The organism is Paraburkholderia xenovorans LB400 (genome assembly GCF_000013645.1).
Classification (GTDB): domain Bacteria; phylum Pseudomonadota; class Gammaproteobacteria; order Burkholderiales; family Burkholderiaceae; genus Paraburkholderia; species Paraburkholderia xenovorans.
In genome coordinates this window covers 3,274,238-3,289,467 of record NC_007951.1, presented here as the reverse complement: position 1 = coordinate 3,289,467, position 15,230 = coordinate 3,274,238, and the positions used below count along the sequence as shown (strand labels likewise).

Sequence of the window (15,230 nt, the reverse complement as noted above, 5' to 3'; positions counted from 1 at the left end):
GATGGACGCGGTCCGTACCGCAGTAATGAACAACCGTTTCACGGCAATCGTCGAGGAAGCTTCGGCGATCATGTACCGGACGGCGCACACGACCTTCGTCAAACTCGTGCAGGACTACCAGTGCGCGATCGCGACGGCGGCCGGCGAGATCTTCGCGTATCCGGGTCAGAGCGGGGTGAATTCTTTCATCGGCCTGCCGCTGCAGGCAACCGTCGAACGGCTGCTGGAGATCGGGATCGAGGAGGGCGACTGTTTCCTCACCAACGACCCGTTCTCCACTGACGGACTCGTCACCCACATGATGGATGTGACGATGCTCCGCCCGATTTTTTTTGGTGGGCGCCTAATGGCGTTTGCGTGGGGCTTCGTTCACGCATCCGACATTGGCGGCGCCGTGCCGGGCAGTATTTCGCCGGCCTTCACCGAAGTGTTTCAGGAAGGGCTGCGCATCCGCCCCGTGAAGCTCTACAAGGCGGGCGTGCTCAATGAAGACGTGCGCACTCTCTTTCTCGACAACAGCCGGATTCCGGATGATCTATGGGGTGACCTGAAAGCGATGCTGTCCGCATTACAAAGTATGGACCGCAGATTCAGGCAGTTGTGCGATGCCTACGGCGCGGACGTCGTCGAAGAGGGCATGCAGGACGTGCTGGACTTCGCGGAGGCCAAGGCGCGCGGCGTGATCGCGTCGATACCGGACGGCGTATACGAGTTCGGCGACTATCTGGAGGGACTCGAACCCGGCCAGCACACCTATATCCGTACGTCGATGAAGGTGAAGGGCGATAGCCTCGGCTTCGATTTCACCGGCACCGATCCGCAGATTCCGGCCGCGTACAACTACGTGAGCGGCGCGCGCACGCATCCTTACACGGTGCAGGCGTTTCTTTATTACCTGTTGACGGTGGAACCCGACGCGCCGCGCAATGCGGGCCTGCTGCGGCCCATCGCCATGCACGCGCCGCGCGGCACCGTCATCAATGCGGAGTTTCCGGCGGCGGGCGGCTCGCGCGTCGCGGCCAGCACGCGCGTCTACGACACGATGCTTGGCTGCCTGCAACAGGCGGTCGCCGGCGGTCTCTCGGCGGCGGGGCCCGGCATGTCGGCGGTGATCGTGCTCAGTGCGCGCGATCCGCGTACCGGCAAGCGGCAGGTGAGCGTGATCAACCCGCTTTGCGGAGGCGGGGGTGGACGCTCGGTATGCGATGGCGTCGATGCAATCGACTCGCGCTCCGGTTATCTACGCAGCGTGCCGACCGAAATCATCGAAGTGGAAACGATGCTGTTCGTGCGCGCCAATCGTCTGCTGAAAGACAGCTATTCGGCGGGCCGCTATCGCAGCGGCGCGGCGCTCGTGATGGAAATGGAAAACACCGACGCCGAAGCAACGATGACGATTCGCGGCATGAACCGCTTTGCGTTCCGGCCGTGGGGCGTTGCCGGCGGCCATCCGGGACGGCTCGCCGAGGTCACGATCAATCCAGGCACGCCGGGCGAACAGGTGCTTGAACGCGTGACCGTACTCAAACTCAAGCGTGACGACGTGATCCGGCTCGTGACACCGGCGGGCGGCGGATTTGGCGACCCGCTCGAGCGCGACCTCGCGGCGATCGAAAGCGATCTGCGGCGCGAGATGCTGTCGGCCGAAGCGGCGACGCGCGACTATGGCGTGGCCTTCGCGCTGGACGGTTCGATCGATCGCAGCGGCACCGAGACGCTGCGCGCCGCGCGCCGTTCTTCGACGTCGCCGCCTGTCTTCACGATGGGCCCGGAGCGCGACGCGTACGACGGCATCTGGCCTGACCACGTACGCGCGCAATTCGCCACGTCCGCATTGAATCGTCCGCAGGCGCATCGGCAACTGCTGGTGGATGCCGTGCGCCAGCGCCTGACCACTGCGGGCGGGACCGTGACGCCCGGGACGCTCGAACGCGTGCTCGACGAGGAGGCCGTGAAGCTGTCGGGCCCGAACGTATTGCATTGAACCAAGGGATGGGCTGCGTGCGACGCGAGAGTTGCATCAGGTCCGCGAGACAACCTGTTTTGGGTGAGAGAGAAATGCTGAAGAAAACCTGTCGTACCGGCGTTGCAGCGATCGCTTTCGTGCTGTCCTCCCTTGCCGCGTTGCCGGCGTCCGCGCAGGACACGTGGCGCATGGCTACCGATCAGCAGGCCGATAGCCCCGAAGGCAAGGCGTATCAGCGTTTCGCCGATCTCGTGGCGAAGTACTCGAACGATCAGCTGAAGATAACGATCTTTCCGGCCTCGCAACTCGGCAGCGCGAGTGCCATGCTCGAACAGATCAGCGGCGGATTGATCCAGGTGTTTCCGGACGCGCTTGCGGATGCGTCGAAATGGGTACCCGACGTGCAGTACGTCAGCTCGCCGTTTCTGTTCCAGAGCCGCGCACAGTGGGTCAACTTCATGCACTCCGACGTCGTGAAGGGATGGGTGGGCCAGATTCATGACAAGGCAGGCGTGGATATTCTCGGCGATCCGTCGCAATTCATGCGCGGCCCGTATCGCGTGCTCGTGTCGACGAAGCCGGTGCACAGCCTCGCCGACATCGGCGGTCTGAAGCTGCGCCTTGCGAAGGACAAGCTGAGCGTCGACGTGTGGACGAGACTCGGCGCGAGTGTGCAGGTGCTGGACTGGTCCGCAGTGTACGACGGCCTCGACCGTCACATGATCGACGCGATGACGAGTCCGATTTCCCAGCTCGAAAGCATCAAGGTGACCGAGGTGGCCAAGTATGTTGCACGCACCGACGAGTACTGGCAGAGCGTTGCGTTCTTCGTCAACCACAAGGCGTATGCGGCGCTCTCGCCGGCCGAGAAGAGCGCTGTGGACCGCGCCTATGCCGAGAGCAGCGCGTACGCGGCGGAACTGGAAAAGAGCTTCACCGAAACGGCCATCGACAAGATGAAGAAGAGCGGCGTGCAGTTCACCGTGCTCGACACGAAGCCGATCGTGCAGCAGGCGCGCACGCTGTACGACGCGCGCTCGACAGCCGGCACCTTGCCGAAGGGCTTTCTCGCTGCGGTGCAGTCGGTGCAGTCGAACGTGACGACGGCATCGGCGTCAGGTCAGTAGCACGGTCAAGATTAGTGGGAGAAGGATGATATGCACAGGCTCACGGGTTACATCGACCGGCTGCTGGATTTTTTCTGCAGTGTCTTGCGGGTGGTCGCCGGCCTGCTGATGCTCGGCATCGTTGCACTGAGCCTGTGCAATCTCGGACTGCGTATTACCCATCATCAGGAAATCGCGTCGTTCACGGGGTGGTCGGAAGTGCTCTTCGTGTGGATGTGCTTTGCGGGCTTCTATGTCATTCATCGCACGCGGCGCGATATCTGCATCGAGTACTTCGTGAACAAACTCGGTGGTGCGGGGCGCATGTTCGTTCGCCTGATAAGGGATGTCGTGGTGCTGCTCGTGGCGGGGACGATCCTCTGGCAGGCGCCGAAGATCGTCGAGTTGCAACAGGGCGTGATCGATCTGGTCGGCATTCCAAAGTACGACGAAGCGCTGCTGCTGTTCCTTGTCGTCGGGCTGATCGCGCTCGATGCGTCGCTCGATCTCTATCATCTCGCTGCGCGGCGCCTGTCGCCGGGCGCGGCAATCGCCTGGCAGGAGTGAACGCAATGCCCGCCTTCCTGTTCGTGCTTTTCATCGGCCTGATGGCCCTCGGCGTGCCGGTGACGATGGCGATCGGCGCGTCGGCGCTCTCCGTATTCGCGATGAGCGGCTTCACCGATGCGCTTTATGTGTTGCCGCAACAGATGCTCGAAGGCATCGACAGCCCGTCGATGATGTCGATTCCGTTTTTCATTCTCGCGGGCAACCTGATGAACGCGGTGGGCGTGACCGACCGGATCTTCTCGCTGGCTCTCGTGCTCGTGGGGCGTTTTCGGGGCGGCCTTGCGCAGGTCAGCGTGATTGCGGCCGCCATCTTCTCCGGCATTTCGGGCTCGGCGCTCGCCGACATCGCGGGACTCGGGGCGATCGAAGTGAAAGCCATGCGCGAGCGCGGCTACCCTGCTGAATTCGCCGCTGCCGTATCCGTCGCGTCGTCGGTCATGGCGCCGATCATGCCGCCGTCGATTGCGTTCATTGTGTACGCGTCAATGGCCAATGCGTCGGTGGCCCGCATGTTCATGGCGGGCATCGTGCCCGCCACGTTGCTGGCGATTTCACTGATGGTGTGCAATCGCATCATTGCCGGCAGGCGGGGTTATCCGCGAGAGGAAGCCATGCCGTTCGACCTCGCGGTGCGTACCGTCATCGCCGGCCTGCCCGCGCTCGGCGCACCGGCGATCATTCTGATCGGCACGATGGGCGGCTATACGACGGTTGGCGAAGCGGGCATTCTCGCTTCGGTCTATTCGATGCTGCTCGGTTTCGCGTACCGCTCCATCAACCTGAAGAAAGTCTGGCAAGCGATCAACGACACGGTTTCTGTCACGGCCCTGATCATGGTGATCATCGGGTTCTCGCATTTCATGAGCTGGGTGCTGGCCATCCAGCAGGCGCCGCAGCATCTGGCAGCGCTCGTGCTGACGCTCACGCAATCGCCGACGGTCCTGATGCTGCTGCTCGTCGCATTCCTGCTCTTCATCGGCTGCTTTATCGAAAGCGCGCCGGCCAAGCTGATTCTCGTGCCGGTGCTGCTGCCGGTAATCGACCAGTTCGGCATCGACCGCGTGCAGTTCGGCGTGGTGATGACGCTCGCTCTCGCACTCGGCATCGCGCATCCGCCAATGGGTGTAGGCCTCTTTGTCGTGACGCGCGTGTCCAATGTGTCGCTGGAACGCGTCACGATGGCAGTGCTGCCTCTGCTGATTCCGCTGCTCGTCGTCCTGATCGTCGTGGCGCTGATTCCTTCGCTATCGACGTGGCTGCCTGATCTGGTGATGGGCGCGCCTTCCTGATCCTGTTGTCTGCGCGCAGGCGAGGGCGCGAATAGTCGGAAAAACGTATTACGCATTTTTTTAGCCAGACCCGCAAAGCCAACGTCGTCACGGCAGGCTTGCGGCTACCTGTCAATTCGGCGTACTAAGTAAATGGGGAATGAAGATGATCTCTCGCATCGCAAACTGGCTGCCGTCCGCGGCTGTCTGTGCCGTCGTGTATTCCGGCATCGTGCCTTGTAGCGCGAACGCGGCAGCCGTGGCGCCGCCCGCGTCGATCGTGGCGAAGCATGGCCTCGCGTTCTGTTCGGATCTGTCGAATCCGCCCGCCGACGGCACGGCCGACGACGGATCGACGCCACAAGGCGCGGAAGTCGACATCATGAAAGAGGTGGGCAAGGCGATGGGCGTGCCGACGCGCATCGATAACTATCAGTTCTCCGGCATCTTCGCGGCGCTCGACACCGGCAAATGCGACATGGTCATGGCAAGCCTCGGCAAGACGCCGGAACGTGCGCAGCGCTATGAGCTCGTCGATTACTGGCGTGTCGCATCCGGACTGCTGGTGCCGGCCGGTAATCCCCGTCATCTGACGAAGTTCGAGGATCTCGGCGGCACGCGCGTCGCGGTGCTGCTCGGCAGCCGCAACGCTTCGGTGCTTCATCAGATCAACGATCAACTCAAGGTGGCAGGCAAGCCACCCATCGAAACAGTGGAACTGAACACGAACGCCGCCGCCTATCAGGATCTGGCGCTGGGGCGGGTCGACGCGTTCGTGAGCGACACGGTCAATATCAACTATTACCGTTCACGCAGCCACGGCCGCTTCGAAGTAGGCGGTGTGCCCGTGCCGCCCAAGACCTGGACGATCGCGATTCCAAAGGGCAATGTCGAACTGAAACAGGCCGTGCAAGCCGCTATCGATCGGATGAACGCAGACGGCGACATGCAGAAGGTCGTGAAGACGTGGGGCATCGACGACGGTGTGACCTTGTGCAGCACGGCGCACCCGTGCGAATAAAGGCGCGCCCCTCGCTGATTCGCGCCGCTCACCGCTGACTCAACGCATGGAGGCCTACTGTGCCACACGCTCCGCATCTTGTCTTCGATATGCCGTTTTTCCTGCACTTCGTGTTCGATCCGCGTCCGGCTCTACTGCAGGGACTGGTCGTCACGGTACTTGGGGCGGCCATAGCGCAACTGCTCGGCACCGTGATCGGCGTTGTGCTGGGGCTGTCGGGCATGCACCGCGCGCTCCCGCTGCGCGTGCTGAATCAGGGCTACATCTGGTTCTTTCGCGGCACGCCGGTACTGGTTCAACTGGTGCTGATCTATTTCGGACTGCCGTATCTGGTGGGTTTCGATCTGTTTCCCGCCGTGATGTCGCTCGGGCCGCTGCATCTCAGCGGCGCGTTGGTAGCCGGTGTGATCGCGTTCGGGTTGCATGAAGCCGCGTACATGAGCGAGATCACGCGTGCAAGCGTTGGCTCGATCGATCCCGGCCAGATGGAAGCGGCGCTTGCCGTCGGCATGACGCCCGCAATGGCGATGCGTCGCATCGTGCTGCCGCAGGCGGTGCCGCTCATCGTGCCGGCGCTCGGCAACCAGTTCAACAACATGCTGAAGACGACGGCGCTGCTGAGCGTGATCGGCGTGTCGGAGATGTTTCGCGTGGCCGAGCAGATGCAGGCCGCGACCTTCATGACCTTCGAGGTGTATCTGGGCGTGTCGGTCTATTACCTGATGCTGACCGGCGTCTGGACTTTCATACAGCACGGGCTCGAGTCGTGGCTTTCGCGCGGCGGCCGCAACGGCAAGCGGCAATCCGCGAAAGCAACCAAGGCGCCGCGAGCCCGGGCGGCGAGTGGCAACTCGTGACGCGCGGTGCAAGCCGCGAGCGTCGCGATTGACGAAGTGAACGCCACGACACGTGGCGGTGCACTGTATAACCAGGTGGTCTTTTTAAAGAGGTATTTCTGATGGGACGTTTGATCGATATCGCATGGCCGCAACTGAACGTGAAAGTCGTGGCCGAACTGAATGACGAGCGCAATCCGGAACTGTGCGAAGAGTTCTGGCAACAGTTGCCGTTCAAGGTGACGCAGGCGCATCCGGTTGTCTCCGGCGCGTCGATGTATGCATGGACGCCGGTGGTCAGCAGCGCGCCTGTGCATCACCGCGAGCTGATCACGGAATGCCCGATTGGCCGTCTGCGTTATTCGCAATCGACCGGCAACAAGATGTCGGTGCAATACGGCAAGGGTCAGGAGCCGCTCGCACAGCCGGTGCTGGGCCAGGTGCTGCCGGAGTATTGCCATCTGCTGCCGGGCGTCGGCAAGGCCGTGTGGAACAACCTGTTCTACGAGAAGGACGTGATCTTCCTGGAAGTGTCGGCACACGAAGGCCAGGGCCATTCAGGCAAGCCGGCGAAGCCGATGAACCTGGCGCCGCTTGCGCAAAAGCTGTACGACGAAGCGGAGCGCATCCAGCTCGTCGAGCCGGAAGAAATTCGTGCGCTGCGGCTCGGCGAAGTGGAAGACGCGGGTACGTATGGCCAGTATTTCAGTGCCTGGGACTTCGCAAACGGCATGCTGCGCGACTACATCATGTACACGATCTACCCGATCCTGACGCTTGCCGGCAAGCTGGAGCCGAAGGCGCTGAGTCAGGTGCTGAACGAACTCGACGTGCCTTATTCCAGCTATCTGTCGGTCGTTGGATTCAAGAAGCTCGAGGCGCTTGCGGGTGAGCTGCGCGAATACGTGGCGACGGCGGAAACGAAAGAAGAGATCCAGCAGGTTCTGCGTGCCTTTCTCAAGTATGGCAATCGCCTGTGCGCCTGGTCGTATCAGATGTTCCCCTGGTATCTCGGCATGTTCTACAACCGCAGCAAGGACGGCCAGGAGCGTCCGGGCCGCTGGAAGCCGGACGCCGAGTAAGCGTCCTTGAATACTAAGGGTAGCTTCAATCGATAAATTAAGGATCCCGAAAGGAAGTCGGGATCCGGTATCAATTCATGGAGAGAAAGATGTCGGAGCAAGTACGCAGTCTGAGCGAATTCACGGCGGAAGTCGAAGCGATGACCGCTGCGATGATGACCGAAGAGCCGCAGGAAATCGCAAGCATGCGTTGCGGGGAAATGGAGAACACGGCCGGAAGCTATGGCCAGTACTTCGGCACGTGGGATATCGCACACGGCATGCTGCGCGATTACTCGATGTACACGCTGTACCCCATCACCGCGTTGGCCGAAGACGCGGAGATGGATCTGACCAGCCTGTCCAAAACAGTCGATGCGCTCGATCCGGCGTACAGCAACTACCTGCGATACAGCGGCTTTCCCAGGATGGGCAAGCTTGCGGTCGAACTGCGTGGTCTGATTCGCGCCAGCACGTCGCGTTCCGACATCGTCGCGGCGCTGCGTGCGTTCACGGCCTACACGAACCGTTTGCAGGCGTGGTCGTTTCACTATTTCCCGTGGGGACTGGGCAAGCACTTTCGCTATGACGAGGCCCGCCTGCAGGATGCGCCGTTGCCCGTCGCCGACCTCGGCGCGACGCGCGCATGCATCACGTGCGGCCAGCGGATTCGCATCAGTTGGGAACCGCTTGGCATTACGGTCAATGCAACGCTCGCAAGCGAAGAGAATCCCGAGTTGTGCGCGGACGTCGTTGCGGCGCTGCCATTCACGGTCATTCAGGATCATGCGGTCGTGACGGGTGAGTCGATGTATGCATGGACGCCGGTACTGAGCACCGCGCCGATCCATTTGCGCGAGCGCATTTGCGACGCACCGGTGGGTCGTCTGCGCTACTCGCAGTCGACCGGGCAGAAATTTATCGTGCAATACGGTCCGACTACGGAAGACCTGTCGCAGCCCGTGCTCGGCGAAATCGATGCCGCGGATGCCGGCAAGCTGGAGCAGGTCGGCCGCGCCGTTTGGGACTCGACTTTTGACAACAAGCAGTTGATCTGGATGACGGTCGAACTGGCCTGACGGCTGTTTGAACGATATTCGAGCGGCGCGCGTCGCAAGCAAGGTGAAATGGTATCTCTATGAACAAACCAGATGAAGTTCTGACTCTCGTGCCGGGCCAGGTAACGCTCGGTCAGTTGCGCCGCATCATTGAAGCGCGGCCGATGGTGCAGATCGAGCGCGCGTCGCTCGAGCGGGTCGAAAAATCGAAGGACATCGTGAGCCGGATCGTCGCGGACGGCAAGATCGTCTATGGCGTGAACACGGGCTTCGGCCGGCTGGCAAACACGACGATCCCCGCTGGGCGGATCGCGGAGTTGCAAAAGAATCTCGTGCTCTCGCACAGCGTGGGCACGGGCGAACTGATGGAAGACCGGGTCGTCGGCCTGATCATGGCGCTCAAGGCGATCAGTCTCGCGCGCGGTCACTCGGGCGTGCGTCCGCAAGTTGTGCTCGCCATCATCTCGATGCTCAATGCCGGCGTCTATCCGTGCATTCCCAGCAAGGGGTCGGTCGGCGCGTCGGGCGATCTCGCGCCGCTCGCGCATCTGGCGGCCGCGATGTTGGGCGTGGGCCACGTGCGCATCGACGGCAAGCGCGTGCCGGCCGCTGAAGGCTTGAGCGTCGCCGGACTCGAAGCACTTAAACTAGGTCCGAAGGAAGGGCTCGCGCTGCTCAACGGAACGCAGGCGTCGACTGCGCTCGCGCTCTCAGGGCTTTTCGCCGCGGAACGCGTGTTCGCTTCGGCGATGGTTACCGGTGCGTTGTCGCTCGAAGCGGTGAAAGGCTCGACCGTGCCTTTCGATCCGCGTATTCATGTTGCGCGCGGCCAGCGCGGGCAAATCGACGTGGCGGGGCGTCTCGCGGCACTGCTCGATGGCAGCGGCATCATCGCGTCGCATGGAAACGGGACTCGCGTGCAGGACCCGTATTCGATTCGCTGTCAGCCGCAGGTCATGGGGGCGTGCCTCGACCACATCCGCTACGTTGCGGGCATTCTGACCATCGAGGCCAATGCTGCGTCGGACAATCCGCTCGTTTTCGACAATGGCGATGTGCTGTCTGGCGGTAATTTCCATGCGGAACCGGTTGCGCTGGCAGCAGACGCGCTAGCAGTGGCTATCTCTGAGATTGGCGCTATTTCCGAACGACGTACGGCATTGTTGCTTGATAGCCATATGTCGGGCCTGCCGGCGTTTCTCGTGAAAGAAAGCGGAATCAATTCCGGCTTCATGATTGCGCAGGTAACGAGCGCCGCGCTGGCTTCGGAGAACAAGTCGCTTGCACATCCCGCGAGCGTGGACAGTTTGCCGACGTCGGCGAATCAGGAGGATCACGTTTCAATGGCCACGTTTGCTGCGAGACGGCTCAAGGATATGGCCGACAACACGGCCGTTATCGTGGGCATAGAAGGGATGGCCGCGGCGCAGGGCATGGACTTTCATCGTCCGCTGCGTTCGAGCGAACTGCTGGAGGAACAGCATGTGCAGATTCGCGCGCGCGTTTCCTTTTATACGAAAGACCGCTACCTCGCCGACGACATCGAGACAATGAAAAACTGGGCATTGGAGAGTTCCAGGCCGGGCATTGTCAACACGCTATTCGATATCTGACCGACAGCTTCCATCGGGGAGAGAAAATGAACGATGCTCGATCGAACGCGAATGAAGGCCATATCGCTCCTTCGGCGGAGGCGAACGCATTGGCGCTTGACGCGGCAGTTATAGAAGATTTCGCATGCAACGGAGCGGTCTGCTTACGCGGTGTCTTTTCAACGGAGTGGGTGGATATCGTGCGGCGAGGGATCGAAAGAAATCTGGCCGCGCCGGGACCCGCAGCGAGCTTTGCCGATGGAAGCGAGAAGCGCTTCTTTCAGGACTCCAACAACTGGCAACGGATCGAAGAGTTTGAAGCCTTCGTGCGCTTATCGCCGGCGCGGCTGATTGCGGCTCAACTGTTTTCCAGCCGAACGGTGACTTTTCTGCATGACCATGTATTGGTGAAGTACGCGGGTGCGACGAAGCCGACACCGTGGCATCAGGATCAACCGTATAGCCCGGTCGAGGGATCGCAGTTCTGCACGATGTGGATGCCGGTCGATCCCGTGCCGCGCGAGGCGGTGCTGGAGTTCGTGGGAGGCTCGCAGCGATCCGGCACCTGGTATCGGCCGCAGCGCTTCATTGACGGATCGCTGCGCGTGGACGACGATCCGCGCTGGGCGTTGCTTCCGGACATTGAAGCGGACCGCCCGGCATGGCCCATTCTGGGATGGGACGTTCAACCGGGTGACGTGCTGGTCTTTCACGGGCTGACCCTTCACGGCGCACCAGGCAACTTGCGCGACACGCCCCGGCGGGTTCTGTCGACGCGCTGGCTGGGCGATGATGCGCGTATCCGGCGCCGCAGCGGGAAAATGTCTCCGCCTCTTCCCGACGACGCACCGGCTGACGGCGAGCCGTTTGCGTGCGAGCATTTCCCGCTCGTCTGGACGGACAAGGAGTGAGGCTGTTCGAGAACGCGGGCGCGCCGGCACGGGTAGCGCTCGCCTCGTGAGTCCCGAGCGGGACCGATTCATCAACCCCGGTGTGAGGCACCGCCGGGTTCCCCCCCACGAGCGTCAGCCCTCTTGTGCATCCTGCGACTACAATCCTGTCTTGTAGCCGGTGCACTGCGCTCGCCTGCTCGCTCGACAACGTGCGATGCCATGACGTAATCCACCCGCATTCCCCACCAGGCCTACGCCAACCAACCCCAACGGAGAAATCGATGGGCAGTGAAAAATCGAAGCGCGCACGCCGTGCCGCTGAAAGCCTCTTCGGGGATTTGCCGAATACCAGCAACACCGCGGCCAGCCGCCCTTCCAACCCTTTCGAGAATGATCCGTTCCACCATCCGGCCGGCGCGGTGCAGACCGGAGACGAACTCGTCATTCTCCCGGCGCAGTTCGAACTGCCGCCCGGCTACGAAGATGCGGCGGCCATGCGCGATGCGCTCGCCCGCACCTGGCGTATGGACTGGATCAAGGTCGGCAAAGACGAATGTGTGGTCAGGCTGCCGGTCGGGTGGCGCGCGGACAAGTCGGTGGACGGTGTTCTGCGAATCGAATGCGCGGGCGTGGTTCGCGCGCAGGGCCGGATCGTGGAGGGCGCGACATTGCAGATCCTTCCGCGCTACTACCTGAAGGCGGAATTCCACGAGTCGAACGATCACTGCCGGATCGTGGTGCGGGATCGCGGCCGAAACAACGCCGTTCTGAAGGAGTCGTTCTGGGACACGAGGAGCGGTCCGAATCATCCGCAGTGGAAGATCCTGTCTGACTGGCTGGACGCGCAATATCCCGACCATCGCGATCCGCTGCGCTATTGGGACGATTGCGAAGAAAATCGCCGCGCCGTTTGACGGAGCGTGGACCCGGATCATGTCCCATCTGAAATACCTCACCGGCTACCCAGCCGCGCTACAGGAGAAGGTCAGGAAACTGATCGCCGAAGACCAGCTCGACGCGTATCTCGCCGCGCGCTATCCGAATACGCATGACGTACAGACAGATCGGGCGCTTTACGCCTATTGCGCCGACCTTAAACGCGAACATTTGCGCAGCGCGGAGCAGATCGACAAGGTCACCTACGACAGCAAACTGGACGTGGTGCGCCATGCGCTAGGCCTGCACACGAGCATTTCCCGCGTGCAGGGCGGCAGGCTGAAGGCGAAGAAAGAAATCCGCATCGCGTCGCTGTTCAAATCGGCCGCGCCGGAATTTCTGAAAATGATCGTGGTGCACGAACTCGCTCATTTGAAGGAAAGCGACCACAACAAGGCTTTCTATCGCCTCTGTGAGTTCATGCAACCGGGTTACCACCAGATCGAATTCGATCTGCGTCTTTACCTGACGCAGCGCGAATTGGAGAAGAAACAGACCTGACGATCCAGCGTCAGGTCTCGGGCCTCAGGCGGCAACCGCCTCGACCGCGGAAGCCGTCAACAACACCGGGATCGACTTCGAGGTCGGCGTTCCCGCGCCGTCGGCGACCGACGAGAGCGGCACGAGCGGGTTCGTCTCCGGATAATACGCACCGAGACAACCGCGCGGAATGTCGTACTCCACGAGCAGAAAACCTTCCGCGTGACGCTCGATGCCATCGGCCCACACGCTTGTGATATCCACGCGCTGCCCCGCGACGAAGCCGAGCATCGCGAGATCGTCCTTGTTGGCGAACAGCACGCGACGCTGCCCATACACGCCGCGATAGCGGTCGTCGAGGCCGTAAATAGTCGTGTTGTACTGATCGTGCGAGCGCGTCGTCATCAAGGTCAGCAGCCGTTCGCCATGCGCTTTGCGCGCCTGGTGAATCGGTGTGGCCACATCGATCGCATGCACGAGGAACTGGGCCTTGCCGCTGGGCGTTTTCCAGATCCGTTCGCGCGACGCCACACCCAGATGGAAGCCGCCAGGGTTCTTCAGGCGCTCGTTGTAGTCCGTGAACCCCTCGATCACCCTGGCGATGCCGTCGCGGATCAGCGAATAGTCCGCCGCGTGGGCGAGCCAATCCACTTTCCCGCTGCCGAGCGTGGCATGCGCCATGCGCGCGACGATCGCGATCTCCGAGAGCAGATTCTCCGAAGCCGGCTTGTTCATGCCGTACGAGATATGCACCATGCTCATCGAGTCCTCGACGCTCACGCCTTGCGCGACGCCGTTCTGCAAGTCGATCTCGGTGCGGCCGAGCGTCGGCAGGATCAGCGCGTCGCGGCCATGCACGAGGTGGCTGCGGTTCAGCTTGGTGGTGATGTGCACAGTGAGATCGCACGAACGCATCGCGTCCCACGTGCGCGGCGTGTCCGGCGTCGCAATCGAAAAATTGCCGCCCAGGCCGATGAACACCTTCACCTTGCCGTCGAGCATCGCCTGAATCGTATTGACGACGTCGAGTCCATGCTCGCGCGGCGGCTCGAAATCGTAGACTTCGCCGAGCCTGTCGAGAAACGCCTGAGTCGGTCTTTCCTCGATGCCGACCGTGCGGTCGCCCTGCACGTTCGAGTGCCCACGCACCGGGCAGAGGCCCGCGCCGCGCCGGCCGATATTGCCGCGCATCATCATGAGGTTCGACAGGATCTGCACCGTCGGCACCGAATTCTTGTGCTGCGTGAGGCCCATGCCCCACGTCGAAATCACGGCGCGTCCCTTCACGTAGATGTCGGCGAGCTTCAGCACGTCTTCGAACGGCACGCCCGCTTCGGCGACGATGGTGTCCCAGCTTTCGGCGCGCAGATCGTCGGCGAAGGCGTCGAAGCCCACGGTATGTTCGGCGATGAACGCGACGTCGAGCACCCGTTCGAGACCCGAGGCCAATGCTTCGTCGTCGAGTTCGATCACGCGCTTGGCGACGCCCTTGATCAGCGCGAAATCGCCGCCGACCTTCGGGCGAATGAACACGGAGCTGATCTTCGTGCTGCCCATCGTCAGCATTTCCACCGGGTGCTGCGGGCTCGCAAAGCGCTCCAGGCCGCGCTCCTTCAGCGGATTGATCGACACGATGGTCGCGCCGCGCTTCGCGCACTCGCGTAGTTCACCGAGCATCCGCGGATGGTTGGTGGCCGGGTTCTGGCCGAAGATCAGCAGCGTGTCGGCGTGTTCGAAGTCGTCGAGCGTGACCGTGCCTTTACCGATGCCGACCGTATGCGGCAAGCCGCGGCTGGTCGCCTCGTGACACATGTTCGAGCAGTCGGGGAAATTGTTGGTGCCGTACATGCGCACGAACAGCTGGTACAGGAACGCGGCTTCGTTGCTCGCGCGCCCCGAGGTGTAGAAGGCGGCGCGGTCCGGATCGTCGAGACGCTTCAGGTGAGCGGCGATCAGGTCGAATGCCTGGTCCCAGCCGATCGGCACGTAACGGTCGCGCAAGGTGTCGTAGACGAGCGGATCGGTCAGGCGGCCGTGCTGTTCCAGTTCGAAGTCCGATTGCGTCATCAGTTCGGCAACCGTGTGTTGCTCGAAGAACGCCGGCGTCACGCGCTTGCTGGTCGCCTCGGCGGCCACGGCTTTTACGCCGTTCTCGCAGAACTCGAAGGTGGACGCGTGCTCGCGGTCCGGCCATGCACAGCCGGGGCAGTCGAAGCCGTCCGGCTGGTTCTGTTTGAGCAGCATGCGGTAGTCGCCGCCCGTCACCTTTTCCTTGATGAGGTTGATGGCGACGTACTTGAGCGCGCCCCAGCCGGCGGCGGGGTGCGTATACGGTTCGATGCGAGCTTCGGGTTTCTTCATGATGTTGCCGCCGATCGGGCTTGACGAGGCTGTTGAGCCGACAGGTGCAAGCCTACTGTGTTCCAAAAAGAGCGCAGCATAC

13 protein-coding genes are annotated in these 15,230 nt (G+C 62.1%); 12 read left to right on the top strand and 1 reads right to left on the bottom strand.

Annotated features, from left to right (window positions below; translation table 11 throughout):
• The first annotated feature begins 1 nt into the window (after window position 1).
• From BXE_RS14600 to BXE_RS14545, 12 genes are all read left to right on the top strand, one after another.
• The gene (locus tag BXE_RS14600) at window positions 2–1,984 is read left to right on the top strand and encodes a hydantoinase B/oxoprolinase family protein (protein WP_011489053.1); all 1,983 of its coding nucleotides are present in this window, start codon (window positions 2–4) and stop codon (window positions 1,982–1,984) included.
• 74 nt (window positions 1,985–2,058) lie between these two features.
• Window positions 2,059–3,093, top strand: coding sequence for a TRAP transporter substrate-binding protein (locus BXE_RS14595; RefSeq protein WP_011489052.1), 1,035 nt, complete (start codon window positions 2,059–2,061; stop codon window positions 3,091–3,093).
• A gap of 30 nt (window positions 3,094–3,123) precedes the next feature.
• Window positions 3,124–3,639 carry a TRAP transporter small permease gene (locus BXE_RS14590; protein ID WP_011489051.1) on the top strand — a complete coding sequence of 172 codons (516 nt, stop codon included), beginning with the start codon at window positions 3,124–3,126 and terminating at the stop codon, window positions 3,637–3,639.
• A 5-nt stretch (window positions 3,640–3,644) separates the two neighbouring features.
• Window positions 3,645–4,931 (top strand): TRAP transporter large permease, encoded by a 1,287-nt coding sequence (locus tag BXE_RS14585; RefSeq protein ID WP_011489050.1) that lies wholly within the window; start codon window positions 3,645–3,647, stop codon window positions 4,929–4,931.
• Between the two features lie 139 nt (window positions 4,932–5,070).
• Window positions 5,071–5,931, top strand: coding sequence for an ABC transporter substrate-binding protein (locus BXE_RS14580; protein ID WP_233518774.1), 861 nt, complete (start codon window positions 5,071–5,073; stop codon window positions 5,929–5,931).
• A gap of 59 nt (window positions 5,932–5,990) precedes the next feature.
• Complete coding sequence (locus tag BXE_RS14575; protein WP_011489048.1) at window positions 5,991–6,788, top strand: amino acid ABC transporter permease; 798 nt, start codon at window positions 5,991–5,993, stop codon at window positions 6,786–6,788.
• 101 nt (window positions 6,789–6,889) lie between these two features.
• The gene (locus BXE_RS14570; RefSeq protein ID WP_011489047.1) at window positions 6,890–7,849 is read left to right on the top strand and encodes a DUF3830 family protein; all 960 of its coding nucleotides are present in this window, start codon (window positions 6,890–6,892) and stop codon (window positions 7,847–7,849) included.
• Between the two features lie 89 nt (window positions 7,850–7,938).
• Window positions 7,939–8,907 (top strand): hypothetical protein, encoded by a 969-nt coding sequence (locus BXE_RS14565; RefSeq protein WP_011489046.1) that lies wholly within the window; start codon window positions 7,939–7,941, stop codon window positions 8,905–8,907.
• A gap of 59 nt (window positions 8,908–8,966) precedes the next feature.
• Complete coding sequence (hutH, locus tag BXE_RS14560) at window positions 8,967–10,499, top strand: histidine ammonia-lyase (RefSeq protein WP_011489045.1); 1,533 nt, start codon at window positions 8,967–8,969, stop codon at window positions 10,497–10,499.
• A gap of 26 nt (window positions 10,500–10,525) precedes the next feature.
• Complete coding sequence (locus tag BXE_RS14555; protein ID WP_011489044.1) at window positions 10,526–11,389, top strand: phytanoyl-CoA dioxygenase family protein; 864 nt, start codon at window positions 10,526–10,528, stop codon at window positions 11,387–11,389.
• Window positions 11,390–11,652: 263 nt separating this feature from the next.
• A complete protein-coding gene (locus BXE_RS14550) occupies window positions 11,653–12,285 on the top strand; it encodes a hypothetical protein (protein WP_011489043.1) in 633 nt (210 codons plus the stop codon).
• A 19-nt stretch (window positions 12,286–12,304) separates the two neighbouring features.
• Window positions 12,305–12,808 (top strand): M48 metallopeptidase family protein, encoded by a 504-nt coding sequence (locus BXE_RS14545; protein WP_011489042.1) that lies wholly within the window; start codon window positions 12,305–12,307, stop codon window positions 12,806–12,808.
• A gap of 24 nt (window positions 12,809–12,832) precedes the next feature.
• Here BXE_RS14545 and BXE_RS14540 read toward each other — a convergent pair whose 3' ends face one another.
• Window positions 12,833–15,148: an FdhF/YdeP family oxidoreductase gene (locus BXE_RS14540; protein WP_011489041.1), complete on the bottom strand. Its 2,316-nt coding sequence runs from the start codon at window positions 15,146–15,148 to the stop codon at window positions 12,833–12,835.
• Window positions 15,149–15,230: the final 82 nt, after the last annotated feature.

Excerpts from the sequence above, each read along its gene's own strand:
- BXE_RS14595 (WP_011489052.1), top strand. The coding sequence starts at position 2,059 with ATGCTGAAGAAAACCTGTCGTACCGGCGTTGCAGCGATCGCTTTCGTG.
- BXE_RS14550 (WP_011489043.1), top strand. The coding sequence starts at position 11,653 with ATGGGCAGTGAAAAATCGAAGCGCGCACGCCGTGCCGCTGAAAGCCTC.
- BXE_RS14570 (WP_011489047.1), top strand. The coding sequence starts at position 6,890 with ATGGGACGTTTGATCGATATCGCATGGCCGCAACTGAACGTGAAAGTC.
- BXE_RS14545 (WP_011489042.1), top strand. The coding sequence starts at position 12,305 with ATGTCCCATCTGAAATACCTCACCGGCTACCCAGCCGCGCTACAGGAG.
- BXE_RS14555 (WP_011489044.1), top strand. The coding sequence starts at position 10,526 with ATGAACGATGCTCGATCGAACGCGAATGAAGGCCATATCGCTCCTTCG.
- BXE_RS14565 (WP_011489046.1), top strand. The coding sequence starts at position 7,939 with ATGTCGGAGCAAGTACGCAGTCTGAGCGAATTCACGGCGGAAGTCGAA.
- BXE_RS14600 (WP_011489053.1), top strand. The coding sequence starts at position 2 with ATGGACGCGGTCCGTACCGCAGTAATGAACAACCGTTTCACGGCAATC.
- BXE_RS14590 (WP_011489051.1), top strand. The coding sequence starts at position 3,124 with ATGCACAGGCTCACGGGTTACATCGACCGGCTGCTGGATTTTTTCTGC.
- BXE_RS14580 (WP_233518774.1), top strand. The coding sequence starts at position 5,071 with ATGAAGATGATCTCTCGCATCGCAAACTGGCTGCCGTCCGCGGCTGTC.
- hutH (WP_011489045.1), top strand. The coding sequence starts at position 8,967 with ATGAACAAACCAGATGAAGTTCTGACTCTCGTGCCGGGCCAGGTAACG.
- BXE_RS14585 (WP_011489050.1), top strand. The coding sequence starts at position 3,645 with ATGCCCGCCTTCCTGTTCGTGCTTTTCATCGGCCTGATGGCCCTCGGC.
- BXE_RS14540 (WP_011489041.1), bottom strand. The coding sequence starts at position 15,148 with ATGAAGAAACCCGAAGCTCGCATCGAACCGTATACGCACCCCGCCGCC.